Raw genomic sequence first — 23,141 nt, forward strand, 5'->3', positions numbered from 1 at the left:
CCTGCAGAGCGGCGAAGAAAGCGGGGATCGAACTCATGGCGGCCGAGGACGCGTGCATGCCGATCTGGCACGAAAAGCATCTGCGCGCTGCCACCAAAGCTGCCGGCGTGGCCCTGTGGTCGTGGAACGTCGACACCGACGCGATCACGATGGACGAGCGCGCCTATGAGCTGTGGGAGGTGCCCAAGACCAAGAGCAGGATCACGTTCGAGGTGCTCTCCCAGAACATTCACCCCGCCGATCTCGAACGGGTGAGATCGGCGTTTTCGGCGACACGGGCGATCGTCGGCGCTTATGAGATCGATTTTCGCATTCTCGCGGATGGCGAAATCCGCTGGATCTCCGCCCGCGGCCAAGGTGACGATGCCGACATCGCCGAGCGGCTGATGTTCGGCATCTTCCTCGACGTGACCCAGCGCAAGCAGGCCGAAGAAGCCAACGAGCTGCTGGCGGGCGAGATGAGCCATCGGGTCAAGAACCTGCTGACGATCGCCACCGCGCTGACGCAGATGACGTCGCGCACAGCGGCGACAAAGGAGGACATGGCCCACGAGCTCGCCAGCCGGTTGATCGCGCTGGGCCGTGCCCAGGATCTGATACGTCCGCGGCCGGGCGGGACGAACCAAGCAGCCCTGCTCGGCGATCTCGTCTCGGTGCTGCTTGCCCCCTATGACGAGAAAGGCGCCAGCGTCCGCATCCGTGTGTCGGTGCCCAAGATGAATGTCGGAGAACGCTCGAGCACGACATTGGCACTGGTCATCCACGAGCTCGCGACCAACTCGGCGAAATACGGCTCGCTGTCGGTTTCGAGCGGCACGCTGGACGTGTCGTGCAGCGCGCATGATGACGAAGTGGTGATCATGTGGACCGAGCGCGGCGGGCCGCCGAAGTCGGCCGACACCACCGAAGGCTTCGGCAGCAAACTGATCCATCGCAGCATGAACGCCCAGCTCGGCGGCACCATCGCCTTCGACTGGTCCGCCGAAGGCCTGGTCGTGACGCTGCGCATGAGCCGGGAGCGGATGGCGAATTGACACGGCGGAGGCGGAAGCTGGCACCGATCGCATGATGGTGGGCACGGCGATTGCGTGCCTTTACGATGGCCGCCGGACTAGCGTGCGCAGAGGCCGGACCAATTGCCTTCCGTGAGATCGGGCTGGGCTGCCCGGATGTCGACCGGCGCGTCCGACGACCATGGAAAGTGTCCGTCGCGATCGGGATAGACCAATTGCAGACATTCGAAACCGTTACCGCCGTAGAACCAGCGGCTCCAGCCGAGATGATTGCGATAGTGCTGTTGCGCGACGGGTAGCAACACGGCGGGGATGTTCTTGAACACATCGCCGGACTCACTGCCGATGGGGATACGCCGTCCCGCTTCGAGTTCATGATACAGATGCCAGAAGACATCCTGAGCGATTTGTCCCCGCAGCGAGAAGACAATCAACTCGGGATGGCCAAACTTCAACCAGAAGCCGGTTGTGTAGGCGAAGCCAGGCCCTTCAGCGTCGGCTCCGACACGAACCGCGAACCAGCCGTGCTCACGAATATTGGCGACGAACTTCCGCTCATGCTCGTCAAGCTTCTCCGGATCAGCATCGAGCGCAGTGTGCATCGGTTGTGCCTCTTACGTTCGTCCAGACGATTCCATCCTGCGAGCTGTCCGTGAGCGCCGGCATTGCGAGCGAAGCGAAGCAATCCAAGGCATCACGCGGACTCTGGATTGCTTCGTCGCTCCGCTCCTCGCAATGACGGAGAGGCCAAGCCTTACTCCGCCGCCATCTGCCTTGGCGCGGGCGGTGGATTGGCGAGGTCGGCGGCGAGCTGGGCGTAGCGCGCCTTGGCGTCCTGCACCGCCTTCTCCTTGACCGGGCCGTAGCCGCGGATCTTGTCCGGCAGCGACAGGAATTCGACGGCGATGTCGACGTTGGCAGGCGACAGCAGGTTCAGCACGGTGGCGACGTCTTTCTCATAGCCGGCGATCAGGTCGCGCTCCATCTTGCGTTCGGCCGCGTAGCCGAAGACGTCCAGTGGTGTGCCGCGCAGGCCCTTCAGTTTTGCCAGCAGGCGGAACATCTTCATCATGCCCGGCCCGAAGCTGCGCTTCTTCGGCCTCCCTTGCGGATCGAGGCCGGAATTGAGGATGGGCGGTGCGAGGTTGAAGCTGATCTTGTAGTCGCCCTCGAACGCGTCATGGAGCTGCTTCTCGAAGCTGCCGTCGGAGAACAACCGCGCCACCTCGTACTCATCCTTGTAGGCGAGCAGCTTGGCATAGTTGATCGCCACTGCGCGCGGCAGCGCCTCGCCGTAGCCGCCCTTGTCGGCGGCTTCGCGCACCTGATCGACCAGCTTGCGGTAGCGCTTGGCGAGCCGCGCATTCTGATAGCCGGTAAGGTACGCCATGCGGTGGGCGATGATCTCGTCGAGCGTCATCGCCTCAAGCGATTTCGGCGGCACCGCCTCGTCCTTGCCGGTCATCATGTCGGCGAGCCGCTCCGGGTTGACCACCGCGAGGCGGCCGAGCCGGAACGCCTCGGTGTTCATCTTGACCGCGACGCCGTTGATCGCGATCGCCTTCTCGATCGCCTCGGCCGACAGCGGCAGCAGGCCCTTCTGGTAGGCGTAGCCCATCATCATCATGTTGGTGGCGATGCTGTCGCCAAGCAGCGCCTCGGCCGGCTTGGTGAAATCGAGGAAGGTCGAGTCCTTGTGCAGCGCCGTTTCCAGCAGGCTCGTCACCTTGCGGTTCTGGAAATTGAAGTCGCGGTTGAGCACGAAATCGGCGGTCGGAATCAGATGGCTGTTGATGACGCCATGGGTGCGCTCGGCATCGCACAGCGTGATCGTCTCCTTGGCACCCGCCACCACCTCGTCGGCGGCGATGACGAGGTCGGCGGTCCCCGTGACGATGCGCGAGCAGGTCACGTCAGCCGTATTCTCGGAGAGGCGCACATGGCTGAGCACCGCGCCGCCTTTCTGCGCGAGGCCCGACATGTCGAGGATCATCGAGGCCTTGCCCTCGATGTGCGCGGCCATGCCGAGCAGCGCGCCGATCGTCAGCACGCCGGTGCCGCCGACGCCGCCGACGGCGACGTTGTAGGGCCGCTCCAGTGACGGCTTGGTCAGCGGTTCCGGCATCTCGCCGATGTCGCCGAGCTCAGCTGGCGCGCGGCTGCGCGGCTTGCCGCCATCGATGGTGACGAAGGACGGGCAGAAGCCCTTCACGCAGGAATAGTCCTTGTTGCAGGACGACTGGTTGATGACGCGCTTGCGGCCGAGCTCGGTCTCCAGCGGCTCGACCGAGATGCAGTTCGACTGCACCGAGCAGTCACCGCAGCCTTCGCAGACGGCCGGATTGATGAAGACGCGGCGCTGTGGATCCTCCATCGTGCCGCGCTTGCGGCGGCGGCGCTTCTCGGCGGCGCAGGTCTGCACGAACACGATGGCCGAGGCGCCCTTGGTCTCGCGCAGCGTCTTCATGACGTTTTCGAGCTCGTCGCGGTGCGCGAGCTTGACGCCGGGCGCGATCGTTTCGGCCGGATAGGCGTCTGGATTCTCCGAGACCAGGTAGATCTCGCGGATGCCCTCGGCATGGAGCTGGAAGGTGATCTGCTGCGGCGACAAATCGCCGTCATGGCGCTGGCCGCCGGTCATCGCGACCGCGTCGTTGTAGAGGATCTTGTAGGTGATGTTGGCCTTGGAGGCGATCGACTGGCGGATCGCGAGGCTGCCGGAATGGAAATAGGTGCCGTCGCCGAGATTGGCGAAGATGTGCTTCTCGTCGGTGAACGGCGCGATGCCGACCCACGGCACGCCCTCGCCGCCCATATGGGTGAAGGTCTCGGTGTTGCGGTTCATCCACAACGACATGAAGTGGCAGCCGATGCCGGCCAGTGCGCGGCTGCCCTCGGGCACCTTGGTCGAGGTGTTGTGCGGGCAGCCCGAGCAGAAATACGGCGTGCGCGCCACCGGCGAGACCAGTTGCATCTGCGAGGCGTCGCGGCCGTTGAACCAGTCGGCCTTGGCGCGCAGCATCGCCTTGATCTCGGGGTTGAGGTCGAGGCGGAGAAGACGCTCGGTGAGCGATGTCGCGAGCGAGGCGACGGAGAGCTCGGTGGCAAACGGCAGGAAGCGCTTGTCGTGGTCGTCCATCTTGCCGACGATGCGCGGGCGGACGTCGTCGCGCCAGTTGAACAGCTCCTGCTTGACCTGGTTCTCGACGATCTCGCGACGCTCCTCGATGATGAAGATCTCCTCGAGGCCGACCGCGAACTGCCGCACGCCTTCCGGTTCCAGTGGCCAGGGCATGCCGATCTTGTAGAGGCGAAGCCCGATCCTGGCGGCGACCTCCTCGGTGATCCCGAGTTCGCGTAGCGCCTGGCGGATGTCCTCATAGCTCTTGCCCGACGCCATGATGCCGTAGCGGGCGTTCGGTGAGTCCATCGTGATGCGGTTGACCTTGTTGGCGCGGGCAAAGGCGATCGCGGCAAAGCCCTTGTAGTCCTGCAGCCGCCGGTCCTGCTCGAAGCGGTCATCCGGCCAGCGCAGATTGAGGCCGCCCGGCGGCATCTCGAAATCGGCGGGGATGACGAACGGCGTCATCTCGTCGTTGAGGTTGATCTCGGCGGTCGTCTCCACCGTCTCGGTGATCACCTTCATTCCGACCCAGCAGCCGGAATAGCGCGACATCGCGATGCCGAGCAGGCCCATCTCGATCATCTCGTGGATCGAGGACGGATAGAGATAGGGCATCAGCGCCGAGATGAAGGCATGGTCGGACTGATGCGGCACGGTCGAGGATTTGGCGCCGTGGTCGTCGCCGGCGAGACAGAGCACGCCGCCGTTCTTGGCGGAGCCGGCCGCATTGCCGTGGCGAAACACGTCGCCGCAGCGGTCGACGCCGGGGCCCTTGCCGTACCAGATGCCGACGACGCCGTCATACCTGCCGCCGGGCGACAGTGCGAGTTGCTGCGAGCCCCAGATCGCGGTCGCTGCGAGGTCCTCGTTCACGCCGGGCTGGAACTTGATGTTGTACTGCTCGAGATGCTTGCGGGCGGAGAACAGCTGCTGGTCGTAGCCGCCGAGCGGCGAGCCGCGATAGCCGGAAATGAAGCCGGCGGTATTCAGCCCGGCGGCGCGGTCGCGCCGGATCTGGGCCATCGGCAGCCGCACCAGCGCCTGGATGCCGGTCAGGAAGATATGGCCGGAGCTTGCGGTGTATTTCTGGTCGAGATTGATCTCGCTCTCGTTGAGTCCCATTCCGCCCTCTTGCCGTGCCTTGTCGGGGGGCGCGACTGCCGCCGGCCGGCGGAAGCGCGCGTTCTGCCAATCATTTATGTCTGCTTTTGAAGAATGCGCATCACAAATCTCGTGTGCGCAGGGCAGCCAGCCGAAATCGCAATTTCGTGGCGGGAGCCGGCTGCGCTTTTGCGGTTTGTGTCGAAAACGGCCACTGCCGCGAAATGGGATGATGCGCACCATGGCTTTGGCGGCTCGGCGGATGGTGACTGAACCGTTGTGGCCGGCGCGATTCCGGCCCGAACGAATTGTGCGATGCGATAAGATCGCCTTCGTTCAGCCCCGATCGTCGCCCGCAAATACGAAGCGCGGCATGTTCCATTTGTAGCGGATCGCGAGCAGCCGGAACGACAGTCCGAGCGCGAAGGTCAGCGCCGTCCACCATCCGCTGGCGATGCCGAGCGACAAGCCGGTCGCATAGACCAGGCCCGTGACGAGGGACACGCTGGCGTAGAGCTCGGCGCGAAACAGCAATGGCACGTCATTGCACAGGATGTCGCGCAGCACGCCGCCGGCGCAGCCCGTGATCATCCCGGCGACGATGACGATGCCGATCGGCACGTTCATCTGCCAGGCGATGTCGCAGCCCGTCATCGTGAACACGACGAGGCCGACCGCATCGAGAACGAGGAACGCCATGGTCAGCCTGTGAACCAGGCGCGCCATGGCGATCGTCACGAACGGCGCCAGCACGGTCAGCAGCAGCAAGGACGGCTGCTCGACCCAGGCAAGCGGATAGTGGCCGAGCAGCACGTCGCGCAAGGTGCCGCCGCCGAGCGCGGTGATCGCCCCCAACAAGCAGACGCCCATCCAGTCCATGCTGCGGCGTCCCGCCGCCAGCGCGGCCGTCATCGCCTGCGCCGCCAGCGCCACCCAGGTCAACAGATGCAACACGCTGTCACCGGGCGGCAGGTTCCACATCGAAGGCTCCAACAAAAGGACGGAGAATCGCAGTGCACGCGAGGCACCTTAGCGCGCGGTGCAACGGATCGACTGGGGATTTCGTAAGGTTTCGCGGAACAGAGCCGGGGCCCGACTGGTTGTCGGGTGACAATCGCAAGGAGGACATCATGGCCAACGAACGGCTCCCGAACGAACGCTATCCCGACGGCATGAACCGGCCGGACATGACGACGCGGCCCGGCATGCCCGGTGCCGACATGACCGGCGCCGACTACGAGCGCGCGGCGCGGACGGACAGCCAGCTGCAGCCCGATCCCGAGTTGAGGGAAGGCTCCGCCTCGACCGGCCGGATCGCAGCGTACGCCCTGGGCATCGCGATCCTGCTCGGCGCCGTGTTCTACGGGCTGAACAACATGTCGATGCGCAACGATCAGGCGAGCACCACGCCGGCCGCGCAATCCGCCTCGACCACCAAAGATAACACCTCGCCCGGCGTGACGACCGGCGCCGCGGGAGATCGCACCACACCGCCGCCGGCGGCCCCGAGCGACAAGCCCAACGCCGTCAAATAATCTCGCGGACGGCAATCAGCGGTCCCACTCCTGGGCGGCGGGTGAGCAATCGCCCGCCGCCGTTTTTTGGCGAGTCCTCCAACAAATTACGCGACGCGTGCGAGGGCCGCCATGGAACCATAGCAGCGCGAACCGGTTGGCTCATTGACACTCTCACCCAGGAGATACGTAATGAAAGCTCTCTCCATAGCTATCGCAGCCGCGGCAAGCACGCTGGCCGTGACCGCCGCTTCGGCGGCACCGATCTCTCCCGCAGCCTCGGCGGTCCCGCAACGAGACATCCAGAACGTCCGGATGGTCTGTAACGAGGAAGGCCGCTGTTGGCGCGAGCGCAGTGAACGCCGCGTCATCATTCAAGGCGAAGATCGCGATTCCTACGCGTACGCTCCGCGTGAGCGCTACATCGAGCGGCGCGGCTACGAAGACCGCGGCGGCATCGGCTTCCGCGCCCCGGGCGTCAGCGTCGGCATCGGAACGGATCGCTACTAAGCGATTTCAGCGAATCAGACTGAAAAGCCGCGGCAGAGTCCGCGGCTTTTCTACAGGCAGATGAGATCAGTATCTGCGGGAGGACGGGCGCGCAGCCTGATCTCAACCGAAGAGCTTGTTCAGCTCGCCCCCGGGATAGCCGTTGGCCAGTTCGGTGAAGGTGCCCTGCTCGGCCATCTCCTTGGCCGCCCGGACGAAGCCGGCCCAGGCCACCCGCGCCAGCGAACCGCCGACGCTGATGCGGCGCACGCCGAGCTCGGCGGCCTGGCTCAATGACAGACCCGACGCGCCGATCAGCAGGTTCACAGGCTTGGGCGCCACCGCGTTGACGACAGCCGTGATCTCCTCGACCGTCTTGATCCCCGGAGCGTACAGACAATCCGCGCCGGCCTCGGCATAGGCCGCGAGGCGGTCGGTCACGAGCTTGAGGTCGGGCTTGCCCCAGAGAAACGCCTCGCAGCGGCCGGTCAGCAGCACGTCCCCACCGCTTGCATCGATCGCCTGACGTGCGGCGCGGATGCGCGTAACCGCCAGTTCGCGCGCGTAGAGCGGATCATCCTTGTCACCCGTGGAGTCCTCGATCGACAGACCGGCGACGCCGGTGGCGACCGCGCGCGTGACGTTGGCGGCCACGCCCTCGGGGGCATCGGCGAAGCCGCCCTCGAAATCGGCGTTGACGGGAATGTCGACCGCCGCGGACAGCGCCGCCAGATGCGCGAGCATCTCGTCGAGCGTCGTGCCGGTGTCGGCCTTGCCGATCGACCACGCGAAGCCGGCGCTGGTCGAGGCGACCGCGTTGAAGCCGAGATGTTGCAGCATTTTGGCCGTGCCGGCATCGAACGGGTTCGGCAGCACGAAGCAGCCGGCCTCGTGCAGCTTGCGAAAGGCCGCGCGCTTGTCCGCCGTGTTGATCAACGTCATGTCATCCTCCCATGCATCCTCGCGTTGCGGCAGCATAGAGCCGCGATCATTGCGCCGCCAAGACGTTGCGCAAGAATGTTCGCTCTTCGCCCAGAATGAGCTTGTGCTCCTCGGCCAGCGCAAAGTTCGCCCGGCCCTCAGCATCGCCGCGCAAGGCTGTACGATAGCGCTCGTAAGCTGCGAGACTGTCGAATGAAATCAAGCCGTAGGCGATGTCGTTGGTGCCTTCATGAGGCATGAAATAGCCGATCAGGTCGCCGCCGCAACGGGGGATGATCGACAGCCAGCGCCTGGCATAGGCCTCGAACGCGTCGCGCTTGAACGGATCGATGCGATAGCGGATGAAGACGGTGATGGTCATGACAACCTCCGGTGAGTTCTGTATCGTCGACACTATCCGCTTGCCGGGCGAGAATGCTTCGGCTAGCATCGAAGTATGAAATCAGGTCCGGACATTGCGATGGTGGCGGCGCTGGTCGGCGATCCCGCCCGCGCCAATATGCTGACTGCGCTGCTCTCGGGCCGTGCGCTGACCGCGACCGAGCTCGCCCAGGAAGCGGGCGTGACGCCGCAGACGGCGAGCTCGCATCTTGCCAAGCTCGAAGGCGGCGGCCTGGTCGAGCCGGAGAAGCAGGGCCGCCACCGCTACTACCGGCTCGCCGATCCCGATGTCGCCGACGTGCTGGAGAAGCTCGCCGGCCTTGCCGCGCGCGCCGGCCACATGCGGGTGCGCACCGGGCCGAAGGAGCCGGAGCTGCGGCGAGCACGCATCTGCTACGACCATCTCGCCGGCGATCTCGGCGTGCAGATGCTCGACAGCATGACGAGGCAGAAGCTGGTCCGCCGGCGCAAGCAGGAGATCGTGCTGACCGAGGACGGCAAACATTTCCTGGCACAGCATTTGCGGATCTCGCCGGAAATGCTGGCGCATCCGCGCCGGCCCGTGTGCAAGGCCTGCCTCGACTGGAGCGCGCGGCGGCATCATCTCGCCGGCACGCTCGGCGCAGCGTTGATGAAGCGCTTCACCGAGCTGAAATGGGCGGCGCGCGATGCCACCCCAGGCAGTCGCGTGGTCAATTTCAGCCGCGCCGGCGAAAAGCATTTCGCGGCGCTGTTCGGTCCGGCCGAAGACTGACGATCACGCGCTCTTTATCGCAGCGCGGCCCTCGTGCCTTGCGGCCAAGGCGAACGCGGGGCACGGCGTGACGGTTGACGACCATCTCGTCACGTCCGTCGTGGAGTCTTCATGTCCCGTTTCGCTGTCGCCTTCTGTGCCGCCCTGCTCGCCCTCGCCCCGACTGTCGCCCCGGCGGCGGAGGCGCCGCGCGAGCCCTATGGCATCAATCTCGAAGGTTTCCCCTATCCGTATCCGGTCAGCCTGCTGCCCCTGGTCAATGACGGCGAGCAGCTGCGCATGGCCTATATGGATGTGGCGCCGACGCAGCCGAACGGCCGCGTTGCCCTGCTGCTGCACGGCCGCAACTTCCCCTCGAGCTACTGGGCGCCCGTGATCAAGACACTGACCGACGCCGGCTTCCGCGTCGTGGTGCCCGACCAGGTCGGCTTCGGCAAATCATCCAAGCCTGCAGGCGAGCTGCATTTCGACACGCTGGCGCGCAACACCATGACGCTGCTCGATCACCTCGGCATCGCCAAGGCGGATATCGTCGCGCATTCGATGGGCGGCATGCTGGCCGTGCGCATCGCCCGCGCCTATCCCGACCGCGTCGCGCATCTCGTGCTGACCGCGCCGATCGGGCTCGAGGACTATCGCGTCTACGTGCCGCCGATCCCGTCGGAAAAGATCATCGAGAGTGAGGACCGGCTGACGGCGGACGGCTATCGCAAGCAGCTGGAGACCAACTACGCGCTGAAGCTGCCGCCGGAGCAGGTCACGCCGTTCATCGATGCACGCTTCAACCTGAAGCAAAGCGCCGACTATTCGCGCTGGCTGAAGAGCTTCGTCAGCTCCTATCAGATGATCTACCGCGAGCCGGTGGTGCACGAGATCCCGCTGCTGACGCAGCCGACGCTGTTCATCATGGGCGCGGACGATCACAACGCGCCGGGACGGCCCAACGCGCCCGAGGCCTTGAAAGCGAAGATGGGCCAGAACGCCGAGCTGGCAAAGGGCCTGGCCAGCCGGATGGGCGATGCGCGCGCCGAGGTGGTCGCCAATGCCGGCCACCTCGTCTTCCTCGATGCGCCGGACAAATACGACGCACTGCTGCTGGGCTTCCTCGGCAGGTGAAAGCAAACAATGAGCGACAGGGATCGCGCCACGCCGACCCCTGCCGTGTTGCGGTCACACGTCTGAAACTGCGCTTTCTCGCAATGCGGCTGCGCCGATCACCAGTGGTGGCGGCGATGCCAATGGCGGTGCCAGTGCCGATGATGGTGGCGCCAGCCCCAATGACGGCGCCGCCAACCCCAATGCCGCCGGCGCCAGCCCCAATGGTGTCCGTGACCATGGTGTCCGTGATGATGACCGTGATGCCCCCAGCGAACCTGCTCCGGCGCGAGCCGGTCGGCCTCATCCTGCGAACCGACCGCGGGCTCGACGTGCTGATCCCTGGCTGAAGGCGCCGCCTCGTTCAGCGGCAATGGCGCGAGCGGCGCAGCGACCGCATCGGTGGTGCGGAGCACGGCGCCGGCCGCCGCCGCGCAGCCGAACCCCAATGCCAGCTTGAGGAAGTTCCGTCGTTCCATCGCACGCCTCCATGATGCACGAGCCAGGGCATGAAGGGAGTATTCGACCCATCACCTGAACGTGAGCTGAACTTAGTCGATCACAGCCAAATGGCGCGCACATGATACCATCGACACGTCGTCCCCGTGATCCGAAAGGGCTTCTTCCGGCGGCACCGAGCATGCGTCGACCGTCTGCGCCAGCACGACCTCGCGCGCATACGCGTCACACCCGGCCGATCGCGATTGAAGTCCGCGATCAGCCGCGACATCTCACGCCGCCGATCGCGCGCTCCACCGCGGCGCCATCGTCGAGCGGCGCGGCTGACGGCGGTGCAGCGGCCGACGGGGTTGCAACGAGTGCGACGCTTGCGGCGACCATACACCCCAATGCCATAGCCAAGTGCGGAAAGCCCCGACGTTCAATGTTGCCGACTACGATTCAGGACGACGCTTGTGAGTGAACGCTTGAATAGGCGGAGAACTACGCGTTCGGATGACCAGCACGTAACGATCGGACATGGCGCGGCAATAGTGATCCGGCCTCGGGAGGAGCGTACGCGGTCCAGTCGAGTATGGCTTGATCAGCCGCTGGCGAGCGGATTAGACTGAGCACCCGAATTGAAGAAACGTTCAGAGCAAGCAGTGTTTTATCGTGCCATTACCTTGGTGTTGTTGAGCTCCCTAGCCTCAGCCGTCGGCGCTCAGGCGCAGGGCGATCCAACACAGATTTTCAACGGCGTGTGGGTGGCAGTTAACCCGCCGGGACCGCACGTCGTGTTTAATACGATCAGCCTGGGTCAAAGAGAGGCTAGTTTGCCGATACTAGGCCAAGCCACGATAGGTCCATCCAATGGAGAAGACGGATCAAATTTCCGAATCTCGGGCCCAGGGTTCACCTGCTTCTACCTAATACTCACCACCAACCAGCGGACAAGAATGGTCTGGGAGCTGAAGAGCGGTGGGGACATCTGTTTCAAATCAGCTGCTTTCGAGCAAGCCGATAGCCCGGTACCAGTACCGGCACCGACACCGTTACCGCCACCTCCACCGCCTCGTCCCCCCGTCTCTCCGAGCTTCTCCTGCTCCGCGCGATTGAATGAGGCGGAACGAACTGTCTGTTCAGACAGCGGCCTAGCTCAGCTCGATCAAAATCTTGACGCTTTGTATACATCGGCTCAGGCTTACGCTCGCAGCAATGGTGACGCAGCCAGCTCTTCACGACTGGCTGCAACCGAGAAGAGTTGGTTGTCCAACGATCGAAATGCCTGTGCTACGAATATAACTTGCTTGGCGAGCGCCTATTCGAGGCGGATTTCCCAGTTGAAAGCCTGCTTATCTCGGCTTCGCAGTGGCGACGGCTGCTAACAGTTCCTTCGAACACAACCGTATGATTGATCGGATCGGTCTCCATCGACAATTGCATTAGAAGCGGTGCTTTGGACCGGGGCCTCCATGCGAGCATTATCTTGCCTTCGAGCTGTCCTTCTCGCGAGCAGCCTTAGCAGTATCGCTCTGATACCGACCGCAGCATCACAGTCAGCGTCTGTGCCGCACTGCACATCGATCGCGAAGGTTATGCTGGACGTCGGCCACACGCCTGAGCAACCCGGAGCGACTAGCGCGCGCGGCGTGCCGGAGTTTGAGTTCAACCTCAACCTCGCTCGCAGGGTTTCATTGGAACTTGCAAGGTCGGGGTACCTTGTGAGCGTGCTGGTCGTACACGGCATAGGTCAAGAACAGCTACTCAACCGCGTCGCCCAGGCAAAACGCTATTCTCCAACTCTATTTATCTCCATTCATCACGATTCAGTTCAGCCGTTATTCATCCATGAATGGAGCTTCGCCGGACGAGCAAACCATTACAGCGACGAATTTTCCGGCTTTTCGATCTTCCTGTCCGAGCTCACTCCTAAGTTTTCCGAAAGCTTAGCGGCTGCCCAGATTTTGGCAGATGAACTGATCAGGCAAGGACTGCGGCCTTCGTTGCACCATGCGATGAAGATTCCCGGTGAAGGGCGAAAACTCATTGATCGGCAGCGCGGGATCTATCTGAATGATCGGTTAGCCGTACTGAAGGAAGCTTTCTATCCGGCTCTGCTCCTTGAGGCGGGCGTGATCGTCAACCGAGCGGACGAAATCAATCTTCAAACGGAGACAATGCAGGCTCAAATAGCTCAAGCAATCACTCAAACCGTCAGCAGACGTTTTTGCGGGACCAGTGGATCAAAAGCCCCGCCGGGACTGCTCGTTGGACACGATTCAGACCGGAAGTAGCCCCAGTCGCTTAGGGCTCCACCCGCCGGTAATCGCCTGCCGCGGCTCTACAGGCCACGTCCGGCCCACCTGTACGGAACGAGAGATTTAGTCCTTCACCGGCAAAAGCATACCGGTAGGCACACCTAAAGCGCGGCCCGACCAGGCAAATATTCGCGCCGCCATCGGCACACCTCTCGACCGATCCGACTCCGTTGAAAACGGTTGCCGCCCCGGAAAACGAAATGTTCAAATCACCATTTGACAGAAAGCGAATATTGTCTCCGGATCCACTCTTGAGCCAGTTGCCGAGCAACCGACCATCGAGAAGGCCTTGAGTTTGCGCTTGGGCTTGAGGCAGGAAAAAGGCTGCGCAGAGGCCGGCCACCAGAAGCTTCGAAGAGAAATCACTCTTCCATACCCTAACTATCAACATACTATCCCCCTCTGCCCTTATTCCGTGCTCAGTCCGGGCCTCGTCAAAACACTGGAAATCCTAATGCAGTGGTTGTAGCCTTGGCAATGCCGCGCATACGGCTTTTTGACCTTAGTATATTAACCTGAAGGGGAAGCGCAATGCGCTGTTTTTTGATAGCTCTTGGGTACCTCCTTGTTTTTGCAACCGCTAACGCTCGGGCGGACGCGCTGGACATTTTCAACGGCGTTTGGGTTTCGGTCAATCCGCCCGGTCCGCACTTCATCTTCAACAAGGTGGGCCTCAACTCTCGTGAAGCCAGCCTTCCTGTCTTAGGACAGGCGGCCATCCGAGTTTCAAACGGCGAGAACGGGTCGAACTTCCTAGTCTCCGGCGAGGGCTTTTCGTGTCAATACTTCGTCGGCAAGATAAACAATAGCGAGATGACCTGGGAACTCAAAGGTGGCTCCTCGGTGTGTTTCCCATCTGCGCATTTCAAGAAAGATCCTCCCTAGCGCGGAGCAGTGAGCGATGCGCGTTCCCGTCTTTCTCGTTGCCGGGGTGACGAGCGTATCATTGGCTTTCTCGACAAATGCGCTCGCCGACGATGCCTTACAAATGTTCGATGGCGTGTGGGTTTCGATCAGTCCGCCTGGACCGCACATCGTCTTCAACAAGATTGGTCAGACGCGCGAAGCTAGCTTACCCAATCTCGGTCAGGCCTCCATCACGAGTTCAAGGGGCGAGAGCGGATCGAACTATCAGATCGCTGGCGCTGGATTTACCTGTTACTACCTCATTCTTACTACGAATGCTCAAGCCAAGATGGTATGGGAGTTGAAGAGTGGCTCAAGCCCTTGCTTCGCAAATGCCGTCTTTGAAAGGGCCGACTCTGAAAATGAGAAGGCCAACTCGAGTGCCCGACCTGCAACGGCGATGGCACCCGCTGCTCTTCAGGCGCCCAACGCAGCTTTAGCACCCAGCCCTACGCAGCCGAACCCGGCCTCAGAAGGGGGCCGCAGGTGCGGCTACTACGCGATAGCATATTGTTCCGAAGATCTGAGTGTCGCCCGCGGAGTCAGCGGTGCGCTTCAAGCACAACTCATCGACACAAATGCTCGTAATTACTATCCTAACTTCCGCGCCGGCTGGTACTGTGTCGGAGTCGGCCCGCTGAACAGGGACACAGCCCAGAGCGCCGCACAAGGATACAAGCAGCGCGGCTATCCAACAGCATACTTTAAGAATAGCTGCTGAAGCGCGCCTAACTTTGGTGCCGATCGTCCAGCTTGGGCCGCCCTGACCATTGTCTAGGCACTCCTAATAGCATCCGGATACGCTCTATTCGACTTCAGACCCGAAGGAATGGCCATGGGGAAGCAGCTCGTTTTGTTACTCGCCCTCGCTGCAACCCTTTCGAATTGCAGCGCGACCAGTACCGAGCGGTCCTTTGCTGACCGAAACCCCGATGTTCAGGGCGCGCAGCCGGAGATCGTGTCGCGCGAACAATGGGGAGCGAAACCGGCAAATGGTGGAATGACAGCCCAGACTGTCATTGGCATAATTATACATCATACGGGCGTTCGAAGTAACAACTCGACCAGCATCGAGGCGAAGATGCGCGGCTTGCAGGCATTCTCGCAATCGCCAGGTCGAGTCTCACCATCAAAGTCAAAACCATCCTGGCCCGATGTACCTTATCATTTCTACATCGACGCAAGGGGCTCCATCGCTGAGGGACGGGATGTAAGGTTCGCCGGTGACACTAATACGGGCTACGATCCTAGAGGTTACATTCAGATTGCTGTCGAGGGTGACTTCGAACATGAAGTGGTACGCCCAGGGCAAAGAGAAGCATTGCGAGGCCTATTGAAGTGGCTCTTAATTCGTTGGAATCTTCCAACGTCCAGCGTCACCATCCACAAACTTCATGCCGCTACCGACTGTCCCGGGCGGAACTTGATACCCGAAATAGAAGCAATCCTGAAGGAGATATAGACCGGTTGACGATTTTGCCGGCGGGCCTCGACCGCGTGAGACCATCATTTCCGAAAGCGCCGAGAGCATCCAGCACCGGCCTTACGAGTTGGGTGAAATACGCTATTGTCCAAGTGCGCATTGTCCGATTGCTTACGAACTCCGCAAAATGCGTTTCTTCGTCTTGGCTGAATTGTGCTTAGCTGCTCTTCTGGCCTCAGCCAAAGTGACGCCGTACGAGCGAGACAATTGCCAGGTTGTTGAACACCTGCTCGGCCATTGTGCGGATGCTGAAGAAAATTCATCTCCGATTACGAGCATTTGGTGGCCACTCGCGAATTGATGGCTACCGCAGCTCGATGAGAATGCACCCAAAGTCAAGAATCAACTGGAAATCCGTCCGCCAGTACGAAGCTCTCGCGCGTCCGCGTCACGTCGGGCCAGTCGCGATTGAAGTCGGCGATCAGGCGCTTCATCTCGTCGCCGCCGACGGCGCGCTCCATCGCGTCAATGGCATCGAACTGATACATCGCCTGATGCACCGAGGGATCAGCGAGACTCCACATCCGCCACGCCTTGCGCACGCCAAAACTCCTGATCGCGTCGGGCAGATGAACGTCGCGATACCAGCGATCGAACTCATCGCGCCGGGCGGGATCAGGCAGGGTCGCGCGAACGACGAAAATGGCTGACTGCATCGAGTTTCCTCCGGACCATGTTGGTGTTGTCGCGGAGTCTACCTGCAATCGGCCGCTCAGCGAAACCCTGCGGCCAGGCCGACCACCTGCCCGTCGAGCCCGTTGAAGCCGTGATGGCCGCGCGCCTGACAGGGATCCCCCGCCTCCGCGCCGCCCGACAGCCACTTCACCCGCGCGCGGCCGCCCGACCATCTGATGAATGGATCGACGCCCGCCGGCAGCGTGAACTTGCAGCCGTCACTGGTGTGATGAATGACCAGCGTCCGCGGCAAGGCGGAGGGCGAGCCCAGGATCGACATCACGTTCGAGGAGCTGCCGGACTCCGAGCTGAGGAAGCCCGAAGTCAGCACCAGCGCATCCGGCCGGGCACCGCGGGCAATGCCTTCCGCGGCGCGCAACGTGCCTCGGCTGGTCCCGATCACCGTCACCGGCCGCTTGATCGCGGCCATGTAGTCCACCGCGGCCTTCAAATCGGTGCTGGCGTCCGCGACCATGACGGCGAGCCCGCGGGCGGCATAGGCGTTGCGCGTGCGCACCAGCTGGTTGCCGAGCAGGCCGTGAATGTCGCCGCGATCGCCGACATTGATGGCGCCGTCGCCGCCGGGCAGCAGGATCACGCTGGCGCGCACCGAGGCCGGCCTGATCAGGGCGACGCGGGAGCCGCCGATCGTCACGGTCTCATCGGCGCCGGCGGCTTGAGCGGCGGCGGCCGATATCATCAGCGCCATGCAGATGCGCACGATCAAAAAACGCGACCTCGCCGTCGTCTCGATCATTGGAGCCTCCCCCGCGCCGACTCGCGCGATGACGGGAGACTATCAGAATCAACGAGGCCCGGAGTGCCTAGGAGTCCGGGCCTCGTCACCTCGCGACCTCGCGCGAGCGAGGCCGGTCGGTATTTGATGAAATCTAGCGCCGGTTCACACGGGTCGCATTGAGCTGGCTCAAAACGTCAGTAGCAGCGGGTGATCGTGACGGAGTGATCGCCGCCGCGGCGTCCCGGCACCGTCACGGTCTGCATCGGGCAGCTCGACACATAGGGGCGATCCGACGGCACGACGTTCGGCGGAAAGCGGTGGACCCAGTCCCACGGGACGTCGTAGGTATAGGTGTAGCGCACATCGGCCGATGTGTGCTCGGGGATCTGCTGCGGCACGGGCTCGCCATAGCCGCCATAGGCGAACGCGCCGGCAGCCGGCAGATAGGAACGATAGCCGCGGTGGTGGTGACGGACGAAGGACCGCACGCCAGGCGCCGGCGGGACGACTTGGCTTGCCCCCGCCTGACCGGCGGCCGCGGGCGCAGCCACGGCAACGCCAGACCGGGCCGACGCGGCCTCGGAGGAGAACACCAGCGCGGCGGCGGCCGCGCAGACGACCAGAACTCTGGAATTCCGATATGCCGATGTTCTAACAGCCATGATACGCGACCCTACTCTTCTGACCCATCAGCGATCGACAAAGGCTAGGCCAGCGGCCCAGTTCCCGCAAACCCTTCGTTAAAGGTTAGTTAAGCCGTAAGCTTAACGCCAGGGGCGAAAACGGCGCAGATTGCCGCGCCGATCCAGCGGCAGCGCGCGGCGGCCGCCAGACTTCGTCAAATACGACGGCGACCCGCCGGTGCGCCGCCCTCCCTGCTCTTCAACCGCCGCTCACAACGGCAGATTGTCGTGCTTCTTGGCCGGCATCTCCATCTTCTTGTCACGCAGCATGGCGAGCGCACGGGCGATGCGGCGGCGGGTGGAGTGCGGCATGATGACGTCGTCGATGTATCCGCGCTCGGCAGCGATGAACGGCGACAGGAAGCGGTCCTCGTATTCCTTGGTGCGCGCGGCGATCTTCTCCGGATCCGCCATGTCGGCGCGGAAGATGATCTCGACGGCGCCCTTGGCGCCCATCACCGCAATCTGCGCCGTCGGCCAGGCGTAGTTCATGTCGGCGCCGATCTCCTTCGAGGCCATGACGTCGAAGGCGCCGCCATAGGCCTTGCGGGTGATCACGGTGACGAGCGGCACCGTGCATTGCGAGTACGCGAACAACAGCTTGGCGCCATGCTTGATCAGGCCGCCATATTCCTGCGCGGTGCCCGGCAGGAAGCCCGGCACGTCGACGAAGGTGACGATCGGGATGTTGAAGGCGTCGCAGAAGCGGACGAAGCGCGCGGCCTTGCGCGAGGCGTCGCTGTCGAGCACGCCGGCCAGCACCATCGGCTGGTTGGCGACGAAGCCCACGGTGCGGCCGGCAATGCGGCCGAAGCCGGTGACGATGTTCTTGGCGAAGCCTTCCGCGATCTCGAAGAAGTCGCCCTCGTCGACGACCTTCAGGATCAGCTCCTTCATGTCGTAGGGCTTGTTCGGATTGTCCGGGATCAGCGTGTCGAGCGACATGTCGACGCGCTCGATGTCGTCGAAGCTCGGCCATTCCGGCACGCCGTCGGAGTTGTTCGACGGCAGGAAGTCGATGAGGCGCCGCATTTGCAGCAGGGTCTCGACGTCGTTGTCGAAGGCGCCGTCGGCGATCGAGGAGCGCGTCGCATGCACCGAGGCGCCGCCGAGCTCCTCCGCGGTCACGACCTCGTTGGTGACGGTCTTCACGACATCCGGGCCGGTCACGAACATGTAGCTGGTGTTCTTCACCATGAAGATGAAGTCGGTCATCGCCGGCGAATACACGTCGCCCCCGGCGCACGGGCCCATGATCACCGAGATCTGCGGGATCACGCCGGACGCCAGCACGTTGCGGCGGAACACGTAGGAATAGCCCGCGAGCGCCGCGACGCCCTCCTGGATGCGGGCGCCGCCGGCGTCATAGAGGCCGATGATCGGCGCCCTCGCCTTCATCGCCATGTCCTGCAGCTTGGTGATCTTCAGCGCGTGGGTCTCGGACAAAGAGCCGCCGAACACGGTGAAGTCCTTGGCGAACACAAAAGTCTTGCGGCCGTTGACGGTGCCCCAGCCGGTGACGACGCCATCGCCCGGGACCTTGGTCTTCTCCATGCCGAACTCGGTCGAACGGTGCTCGACGAACATGTCGAACTCCTCGAACGAGCCCTTGTCGAGCAGCAGCTCGATGCGCTCCCGCGCCGTCAGCTTGCCGCGTGCGTGCTGCGCCTCGATGCGCTTCTCGCCGCCGCCGAGCTTGGCGCCTTTGCGCCGCTCCTCGAGGGTGTCCAGGATGTCCTTCATGCGCTTCCCGCCCGTTCCCGATGTCGTGACTGTTGGCGGCCTTCTATCACGGCTATTTCGGAGCCGGAAAGCCGCTTTCGGCCGTGCCGCCCCTCCTCCCACAGTTCGGAATTGGAAGCAGAATCATGGATATGGCCGCTCAACCGGATCTGGTCACTGAGCCTTCCGGCACATCCCATGGCGCCGTCCATGGCGGCCCGCGCCTGCTGCTGCGGCTCGAAGGGCTGGCGCTGGCCGCCGGCGCAGCCGCCTTCTATGCCCACCAGGGCGGGTCGTGGTGGCTGTTCGCGGCGCTGTTTCTGGCCCCGGACACCAGCTTCGCGGCCTATCTCGGCGGACCGCGCGTCGGCGCGGTCGTCTACAATGCCGTCCACAGCACGCTGGCGCCCGCCGCCCTGCTCGCCCTCGGACTCCTGGCCGGACAACCGCTGGTCACGGCGATCGCGACCGTCTGGCTTGCCCATATCGGCGTCGACCGCCTCGCCGGCTACGGTTTGAAATACGCCGACGGCTTCGGCTTCACCCATCTCGGCCGGATCGGCCGGGCCGCAGCCTGATCGGACGGCGCGTCCCCTGCACGCCCCGGATCAGTGCGCGGCCGACGGCAGCTCCCGGTTCGGCGTCGCCGCGGCCGGCTTGTCGCGGGTGAAGAACCGGATCACCACGACGAAGAACACCGGTACCCAGAGCACCGCGAGGAAGGTCGCCGTGATCATGCCGCCGAGCACGCCCGTGCCCAGCGCCTGCTGGCTCGCGCCACTCGCCCCCGTGGCGATCACCAGCGGCACGACACCGAGGATGAAGGCCAGCGACGTCATGATGATCGGCCGGAAGCGCAGCTCGCAGGCGGTGACGGTGGCCTCGATCAGGGGCATCCCGCGCGCCCGCAGGTCCTTGGCGAACTCGATGATCAGGATCGCGTTCTTCGCCGACAGGCCGATGATGGTGATGACGCCGACGGTGAAATAGACGTCGTTTGGCAGGCCGCGCAGCCAGGCCGCGGCGACCGAGCCGATCAGGCCGAGCGGCACGGCGAGCATGACCGCGAACGGGATCGCCCAGCTCTCGTACAGCGCGGCGAGGCAGAGGAAGACGAACAGGATCGACAGCCCGAGCAGGAACGCGGCCTGCGATCCCGCAAGCTTCTCCTGCAGCGACTGGCCGGTCCAGGCGTAGCCGAAGCCCTTCGGCAAGGTGCCCATCAGCCGCTCCATCTCGGCGATCGCGTCGCCGGAGGTGTAGCCCGGCTTGGGATTGCCGGTGATGCGGACCGACGGGTAGCCGTCGAAGCCGACGACCTGGGTCGGCCCGACCACCCATGACAGGCGGGCGAAGGAGGAGAACGGCACCATCTCGCCGGCCGTGTTGCGCACGCTGTATGTCAGCAGGTCCTCCGGCTTGAGGCGCTTGTCCTCATTGGCTTGCACGATCACGCGCTGCATGCGGCCGAGATTGAGGAAGTCGTTGATGTAGCTCGAGCCGAGGCTCGTCGACAGCGCGCCGTTGATGGCCGCGAAGGTGACGCCGAGCGCGGCCGCCTTGGCACGGTCGATCTCGAGACGGACCGAGGGCGCCGGCGGCAGCCCCTCGACGCTCAGCTTGCCGAGCACGGGCGAGTTCGCCGCGGCCGCAAACAGCGTATCCTTGGCCGCCATCAGCGCATCATAGCCGCGCTGCGAGCGATCCTGCAGGCGGAAACTGAAGCCGGAGGTGTTGCCGAGATTGTCGATCGGCGGCGGCGCCAGCACCGACACCTCGGCATCACGGATTTTCGCGAACTCCGGATTGAGCTTGGCGATCAGGGCGTCCGCGCTCTGGGCCTTGTTGCGCTCCGACCAGTCCTTCAACGTCACGAAGGCCTGCGCGGTGTTGGCGCCCTGGCCGTAGAAGCTGAAGCCGGCGACGAACGACACCGTGTCGATGCCGGGCGTCGCGACCAGCTTCTCGTTGACCTCCTGCAAGATGTCGAGGGTCCGGTTGGCGCTGGCATCGGCGGGCGCCAGCACGTCGACCATGACGAAGCCCTGGTCGTCCACCGGCAGGAAGCCGCCGGGCATGCGCCAGAACGAATAGCCGAGCCCCGCCAGGATCAGTGCATAAACGATCATGAAGCGTCCGGCGCGCGCCACGATCCAGCGTGTCGCCTGGCTGTAGCGGTTGGTCGCCGCGGCAAAGCGGCGGTTGAACCAGCCGAAGAAGCCGCGTGCGGCGTGGCCGTGCCCCTTCTCGATCGGCTTCAGCAGGGTCGCGCACAGCGCGGGCGTCAGCGACAGCGCGAGGAACGCCGAGAAGCCGATCGACACCACCATGGCGGCGGAGAACTGCTGATACATGATGCCGACCGAGCCCGGGAAGAAGGCCATCGGCACGAACACGGCCATCAGCACCAGCGTGATGCCGATCACCGCGCCGGTGATCTGATCCATCGCCTTGTCGGTCGCCTCGCGCGGCGGCAGCCCCTCTTCCGCCATGATGCGTTCGACGTTCTCGACCACGACGATGGCGTCGTCCACGAGGATGCCGATCGCGAGCACCATGCCGAACATCGTCAGCACGTTGATGGAGAAGCCGAGCGCGAGCAGCACGCCGCAGGTGCCGAGCAGCGCAATCGGCACCACGATGGTCGGGATCAACGTGTAGCGGATGTTCTGCAGGAACAGGAACATCACCAGGAACACCAGCACGACGGCCTCGCCCAGCGTCATCAGCACCTTCTTGACGGAGGCCGCGATCACCGGGGTCACGTCGTAGGAGACTTCGTACTTCACGCCCGGGGGAAAGAACGCGGCAAGCTCCTCCATCCGCGCCTTGACCGCCTTGGAGGTGGCGAGCGCATTGCCGGCCGGCGCCAGTTGCACCGCGACCGAGGCGGCGGGCTTCCCGTTGAGCCAGGACGAGAACGCATAAGAGAGACCGCCGACCTCGATGCGCGCGACGTCCGCAAGCCGCACGGCCGAGCCATTCAGGTTGGCGCGCAGCACAATGTTGCCGAACTCCTCCGGCGACTCGAGCTGGCCCTTCACCAGCACGGTGTTCTGCACCCGCTGGCGGGTCGGCGACGGCTGCACGCCGAGCTGGCCGGAGGCGACCTGCGCGTTCTGCGCCGCGATCGCCTGATCGACGTCCTGCGGCGTGAGGCCGAGGCCGAGCAGCTTGTCGGGATCGAGCCAGATGCGCATCGCGCGCTCGGTGGCGAACAGCCGCGCACGGCCGACGCCGGGCAGCCGGCGCAGCTCGGGCAGCACGTAGCGCGTCGCGACGTCGCCGAGCCCGATCTCGTCGAGACTGCCGTCGGTCGAGGTCAAGGTGACGAATTGCAGGATGGCGCTGCTCGCCTCGAGAATGACGATGCCCTGCTGCCGCACCGCCTCGGGCAGGCGCGGCTCGATGCGCTTGATGCGGTTCTGGACGTCGACGGAGGCGAGGTCGATGTCGGTGCCCGGCTTGAAAGAAGCGAGGATCTCGACCTCGCCGGTGGTGTCGCTGGTCGATTCGTAGTTCAGGATGCCGGCGGCGCCGTTCAGCTCCTCCTCGATCAGGCGCGTGACACTGTAATACAGGTTCTCGGTCGACGCGCCGGGATAGGCGGTCGAAATCGAGATCGAGGGCGGCGCGATGATCGGATACTGCGCGACGGGCAGGAACGGAATCGACAGCACGCCGGCCAGGCAGATGAAGATCGCCACGACCCAGGCAAAGATCGGACGTGCGATGAAGAAGCGCGACATGACAACCTCCGG

At 63.8% G+C, this 23,141-nt stretch carries 21 protein-coding genes; 10 read left to right on the plus strand and 11 right to left on the minus strand.

Going from position 1 to position 23,141, the window contains the following annotated elements:
• Positions 1-56: 56 nt before the first annotated feature.
• Positions 57-1,034, plus strand: coding sequence for a sensor histidine kinase (locus ACQR0U_RS14760; RefSeq protein WP_315749676.1), 978 nt, complete (start codon positions 57-59; stop codon positions 1,032-1,034).
• Positions 1,035-1,111: 77 nt separating this feature from the next.
• Here the strand turns inward: ACQR0U_RS14760 and ACQR0U_RS14765 are convergent, their stop codons facing one another.
• The 3 genes from ACQR0U_RS14765 to ACQR0U_RS14775 form a co-directional block, all read right to left on the minus strand.
• The gene (locus ACQR0U_RS14765; protein ID WP_315749674.1) at positions 1,112-1,615 is read right to left on the minus strand and encodes a DUF4262 domain-containing protein; all 504 of its coding nucleotides are present in this window, start codon (positions 1,613-1,615) and stop codon (positions 1,112-1,114) included.
• Positions 1,616-1,767: 152 nt separating this feature from the next.
• The gene (locus tag ACQR0U_RS14770; RefSeq protein WP_315749672.1) at positions 1,768-5,259 is read right to left on the minus strand and encodes an indolepyruvate ferredoxin oxidoreductase family protein; all 3,492 of its coding nucleotides are present in this window, start codon (positions 5,257-5,259) and stop codon (positions 1,768-1,770) included.
• 315 nt (positions 5,260-5,574) lie between these two features.
• Complete coding sequence (locus ACQR0U_RS14775; RefSeq protein WP_315749670.1) at positions 5,575-6,219, minus strand: trimeric intracellular cation channel family protein; 645 nt, start codon at positions 6,217-6,219, stop codon at positions 5,575-5,577.
• Positions 6,220-6,368: 149 nt separating this feature from the next.
• Here ACQR0U_RS14775 and ACQR0U_RS14780 point away from each other — a divergent pair, with 149 nt between their 5' ends.
• Together ACQR0U_RS14780 and ACQR0U_RS14785 are read left to right on the plus strand one after the other, a co-directional pair.
• Entirely contained in the window at positions 6,369-6,773 is a 405-nt protein-coding gene (locus tag ACQR0U_RS14780; RefSeq protein WP_315749668.1) for a hypothetical protein, read from the plus strand.
• A gap of 171 nt (positions 6,774-6,944) precedes the next feature.
• Positions 6,945-7,262 (plus strand): hypothetical protein, encoded by a 318-nt coding sequence (locus ACQR0U_RS14785; RefSeq protein ID WP_315714522.1) that lies wholly within the window; start codon positions 6,945-6,947, stop codon positions 7,260-7,262.
• Between the two features lie 102 nt (positions 7,263-7,364).
• Here ACQR0U_RS14785 and ACQR0U_RS14790 read toward each other — a convergent pair whose 3' ends face one another.
• Together ACQR0U_RS14790 and ACQR0U_RS14795 are read right to left on the minus strand one after the other, a co-directional pair.
• Positions 7,365-8,183 (minus strand): isocitrate lyase/PEP mutase family protein, encoded by an 819-nt coding sequence (locus ACQR0U_RS14790; RefSeq protein WP_315827359.1) that lies wholly within the window; start codon positions 8,181-8,183, stop codon positions 7,365-7,367.
• 46 nt (positions 8,184-8,229) lie between these two features.
• Positions 8,230-8,544: an NIPSNAP family protein gene (locus ACQR0U_RS14795; protein ID WP_434843433.1), complete on the minus strand. Its 315-nt coding sequence runs from the start codon at positions 8,542-8,544 to the stop codon at positions 8,230-8,232.
• A 75-nt stretch (positions 8,545-8,619) separates the two neighbouring features.
• On the opposite strand from ACQR0U_RS14795, the gene ACQR0U_RS14800 reads away from it, so the two are divergent.
• Positions 8,620-9,318, plus strand: a complete 699-nt coding sequence (locus ACQR0U_RS14800) for an ArsR/SmtB family transcription factor (protein WP_315714525.1) — start codon at positions 8,620-8,622, stop codon at positions 9,316-9,318.
• A gap of 111 nt (positions 9,319-9,429) precedes the next feature.
• Complete coding sequence (locus tag ACQR0U_RS14805; RefSeq protein ID WP_434843434.1) at positions 9,430-10,434, plus strand: alpha/beta fold hydrolase; 1,005 nt, start codon at positions 9,430-9,432, stop codon at positions 10,432-10,434.
• 98 nt (positions 10,435-10,532) lie between these two features.
• Here ACQR0U_RS14805 and ACQR0U_RS14810 read toward each other — a convergent pair whose 3' ends face one another.
• The gene (locus ACQR0U_RS14810) at positions 10,533-10,892 is read right to left on the minus strand and encodes a twin-arginine translocation signal domain-containing protein (RefSeq protein ID WP_434843435.1); all 360 of its coding nucleotides are present in this window, start codon (positions 10,890-10,892) and stop codon (positions 10,533-10,535) included.
• Between the two features lie 1,557 nt (positions 10,893-12,449).
• Between ACQR0U_RS14810 and ACQR0U_RS14815 the strand changes: the two genes are divergently transcribed.
• The 4 genes from ACQR0U_RS14815 to ACQR0U_RS14830 all read left to right on the plus strand — a co-directional run bounded on the left by ACQR0U_RS14815 (position 12,450) and on the right by ACQR0U_RS14830 (position 15,540).
• Positions 12,450-13,148 carry an N-acetylmuramoyl-L-alanine amidase gene (locus tag ACQR0U_RS14815; RefSeq protein ID WP_434843436.1) on the plus strand — a complete coding sequence of 233 codons (699 nt, stop codon included), beginning with the start codon at positions 12,450-12,452 and terminating at the stop codon, positions 13,146-13,148.
• Between the two features lie 555 nt (positions 13,149-13,703).
• Positions 13,704-14,057 carry a hypothetical protein gene (locus ACQR0U_RS14820; RefSeq protein ID WP_315749656.1) on the plus strand — a complete coding sequence of 118 codons (354 nt, stop codon included), beginning with the start codon at positions 13,704-13,706 and terminating at the stop codon, positions 14,055-14,057.
• A 16-nt stretch (positions 14,058-14,073) separates the two neighbouring features.
• The gene (locus tag ACQR0U_RS14825; RefSeq protein ID WP_434843437.1) at positions 14,074-14,799 is read left to right on the plus strand and encodes a hypothetical protein; all 726 of its coding nucleotides are present in this window, start codon (positions 14,074-14,076) and stop codon (positions 14,797-14,799) included.
• A gap of 114 nt (positions 14,800-14,913) precedes the next feature.
• Positions 14,914-15,540: a peptidoglycan recognition protein family protein gene (locus ACQR0U_RS14830; RefSeq protein ID WP_434843438.1), complete on the plus strand. Its 627-nt coding sequence runs from the start codon at positions 14,914-14,916 to the stop codon at positions 15,538-15,540.
• Between the two features lie 356 nt (positions 15,541-15,896).
• On the opposite strand, the gene ACQR0U_RS14835 is transcribed toward ACQR0U_RS14830, so the two are convergent.
• The 4 genes from ACQR0U_RS14835 to ACQR0U_RS14850 all read right to left on the minus strand — a co-directional run bounded on the left by ACQR0U_RS14835 (position 15,897) and on the right by ACQR0U_RS14850 (position 19,401).
• On the minus strand, positions 15,897-16,217 hold the full coding sequence (locus ACQR0U_RS14835) for a hypothetical protein (RefSeq protein WP_434843439.1): 321 nt from the start codon (positions 16,215-16,217) through the stop codon (positions 15,897-15,899).
• A 56-nt stretch (positions 16,218-16,273) separates the two neighbouring features.
• Positions 16,274-16,993, minus strand: coding sequence for an alpha/beta hydrolase (locus ACQR0U_RS14840; RefSeq protein WP_434843440.1), 720 nt, complete (start codon positions 16,991-16,993; stop codon positions 16,274-16,276).
• Positions 16,994-17,169: 176 nt separating this feature from the next.
• Entirely contained in the window at positions 17,170-17,637 is a 468-nt protein-coding gene (locus tag ACQR0U_RS14845) for a hypothetical protein (RefSeq protein WP_434843441.1), read from the minus strand.
• 231 nt (positions 17,638-17,868) lie between these two features.
• Positions 17,869-19,401, minus strand: coding sequence for an acyl-CoA carboxylase subunit beta (locus ACQR0U_RS14850; protein ID WP_009027335.1), 1,533 nt, complete (start codon positions 19,399-19,401; stop codon positions 17,869-17,871).
• A gap of 125 nt (positions 19,402-19,526) precedes the next feature.
• Between ACQR0U_RS14850 and ACQR0U_RS14855 the strand changes: the two genes are divergently transcribed.
• Positions 19,527-19,958, plus strand: coding sequence for a DUF4260 domain-containing protein (locus tag ACQR0U_RS14855; RefSeq protein ID WP_434843442.1), 432 nt, complete (start codon positions 19,527-19,529; stop codon positions 19,956-19,958).
• Between the two features lie 30 nt (positions 19,959-19,988).
• On the opposite strand, the gene ACQR0U_RS14860 is transcribed toward ACQR0U_RS14855, so the two are convergent.
• Positions 19,989-23,129: an efflux RND transporter permease subunit gene (locus ACQR0U_RS14860; protein ID WP_315827350.1), complete on the minus strand. Its 3,141-nt coding sequence runs from the start codon at positions 23,127-23,129 to the stop codon at positions 19,989-19,991.
• Positions 23,130-23,141 lie beyond the last annotated feature (12 nt).

The organism is Bradyrhizobium sp. HKCCYLRH3097 (genome assembly GCF_051167875.1).
GTDB lineage: Bacteria > Pseudomonadota > Alphaproteobacteria > Rhizobiales > Xanthobacteraceae > Bradyrhizobium.

Excerpts from the sequence above, each read along its gene's own strand:
- ACQR0U_RS14835 (WP_434843439.1), bottom strand. The coding sequence starts at position 16,217 with ATGCAGTCAGCCATTTTCGTCGTTCGCGCGACCCTGCCTGATCCCGCC.
- ACQR0U_RS14820 (WP_315749656.1), top strand. The coding sequence starts at position 13,704 with ATGCGCTGTTTTTTGATAGCTCTTGGGTACCTCCTTGTTTTTGCAACC.
- ACQR0U_RS14800 (WP_315714525.1), top strand. The coding sequence starts at position 8,620 with ATGAAATCAGGTCCGGACATTGCGATGGTGGCGGCGCTGGTCGGCGAT.
- ACQR0U_RS14840 (WP_434843440.1), bottom strand. The coding sequence starts at position 16,993 with ATGATCGAGACGACGGCGAGGTCGCGTTTTTTGATCGTGCGCATCTGC.
- ACQR0U_RS14795 (WP_434843433.1), bottom strand. The coding sequence starts at position 8,544 with ATGACCATCACCGTCTTCATCCGCTATCGCATCGATCCGTTCAAGCGC.
- ACQR0U_RS14825 (WP_434843437.1), top strand. The coding sequence starts at position 14,074 with ATGCGCGTTCCCGTCTTTCTCGTTGCCGGGGTGACGAGCGTATCATTG.
- ACQR0U_RS14785 (WP_315714522.1), top strand. The coding sequence starts at position 6,945 with ATGAAAGCTCTCTCCATAGCTATCGCAGCCGCGGCAAGCACGCTGGCC.
- ACQR0U_RS14815 (WP_434843436.1), top strand. The coding sequence starts at position 12,450 with ATGCTGGACGTCGGCCACACGCCTGAGCAACCCGGAGCGACTAGCGCG.
- ACQR0U_RS14780 (WP_315749668.1), top strand. The coding sequence starts at position 6,369 with ATGGCCAACGAACGGCTCCCGAACGAACGCTATCCCGACGGCATGAAC.
- ACQR0U_RS14845 (WP_434843441.1), bottom strand. The coding sequence starts at position 17,637 with ATGGCTGTTAGAACATCGGCATATCGGAATTCCAGAGTTCTGGTCGTC.
- ACQR0U_RS14760 (WP_315749676.1), top strand. The coding sequence starts at position 57 with ATGCCGATCTGGCACGAAAAGCATCTGCGCGCTGCCACCAAAGCTGCC.
- ACQR0U_RS14810 (WP_434843435.1), bottom strand. The coding sequence starts at position 10,892 with ATGGAACGACGGAACTTCCTCAAGCTGGCATTGGGGTTCGGCTGCGCG.
- ACQR0U_RS14790 (WP_315827359.1), bottom strand. The coding sequence starts at position 8,183 with ATGACGTTGATCAACACGGCGGACAAGCGCGCGGCCTTTCGCAAGCTG.
- ACQR0U_RS14805 (WP_434843434.1), top strand. The coding sequence starts at position 9,430 with ATGTCCCGTTTCGCTGTCGCCTTCTGTGCCGCCCTGCTCGCCCTCGCC.
- ACQR0U_RS14775 (WP_315749670.1), bottom strand. The coding sequence starts at position 6,219 with ATGTGGAACCTGCCGCCCGGTGACAGCGTGTTGCATCTGTTGACCTGG.
- ACQR0U_RS14850 (WP_009027335.1), bottom strand. The coding sequence starts at position 19,401 with ATGAAGGACATCCTGGACACCCTCGAGGAGCGGCGCAAAGGCGCCAAG.
- ACQR0U_RS14770 (WP_315749672.1), bottom strand. The coding sequence starts at position 5,259 with ATGGGACTCAACGAGAGCGAGATCAATCTCGACCAGAAATACACCGCA.
- ACQR0U_RS14830 (WP_434843438.1), top strand. The coding sequence starts at position 14,914 with ATGGGGAAGCAGCTCGTTTTGTTACTCGCCCTCGCTGCAACCCTTTCG.
- ACQR0U_RS14765 (WP_315749674.1), bottom strand. The coding sequence starts at position 1,615 with ATGCACACTGCGCTCGATGCTGATCCGGAGAAGCTTGACGAGCATGAG.
- ACQR0U_RS14860 (WP_315827350.1), bottom strand. The coding sequence starts at position 23,129 with ATGTCGCGCTTCTTCATCGCACGTCCGATCTTTGCCTGGGTCGTGGCG.
- ACQR0U_RS14855 (WP_434843442.1), top strand. The coding sequence starts at position 19,527 with ATGGATATGGCCGCTCAACCGGATCTGGTCACTGAGCCTTCCGGCACA.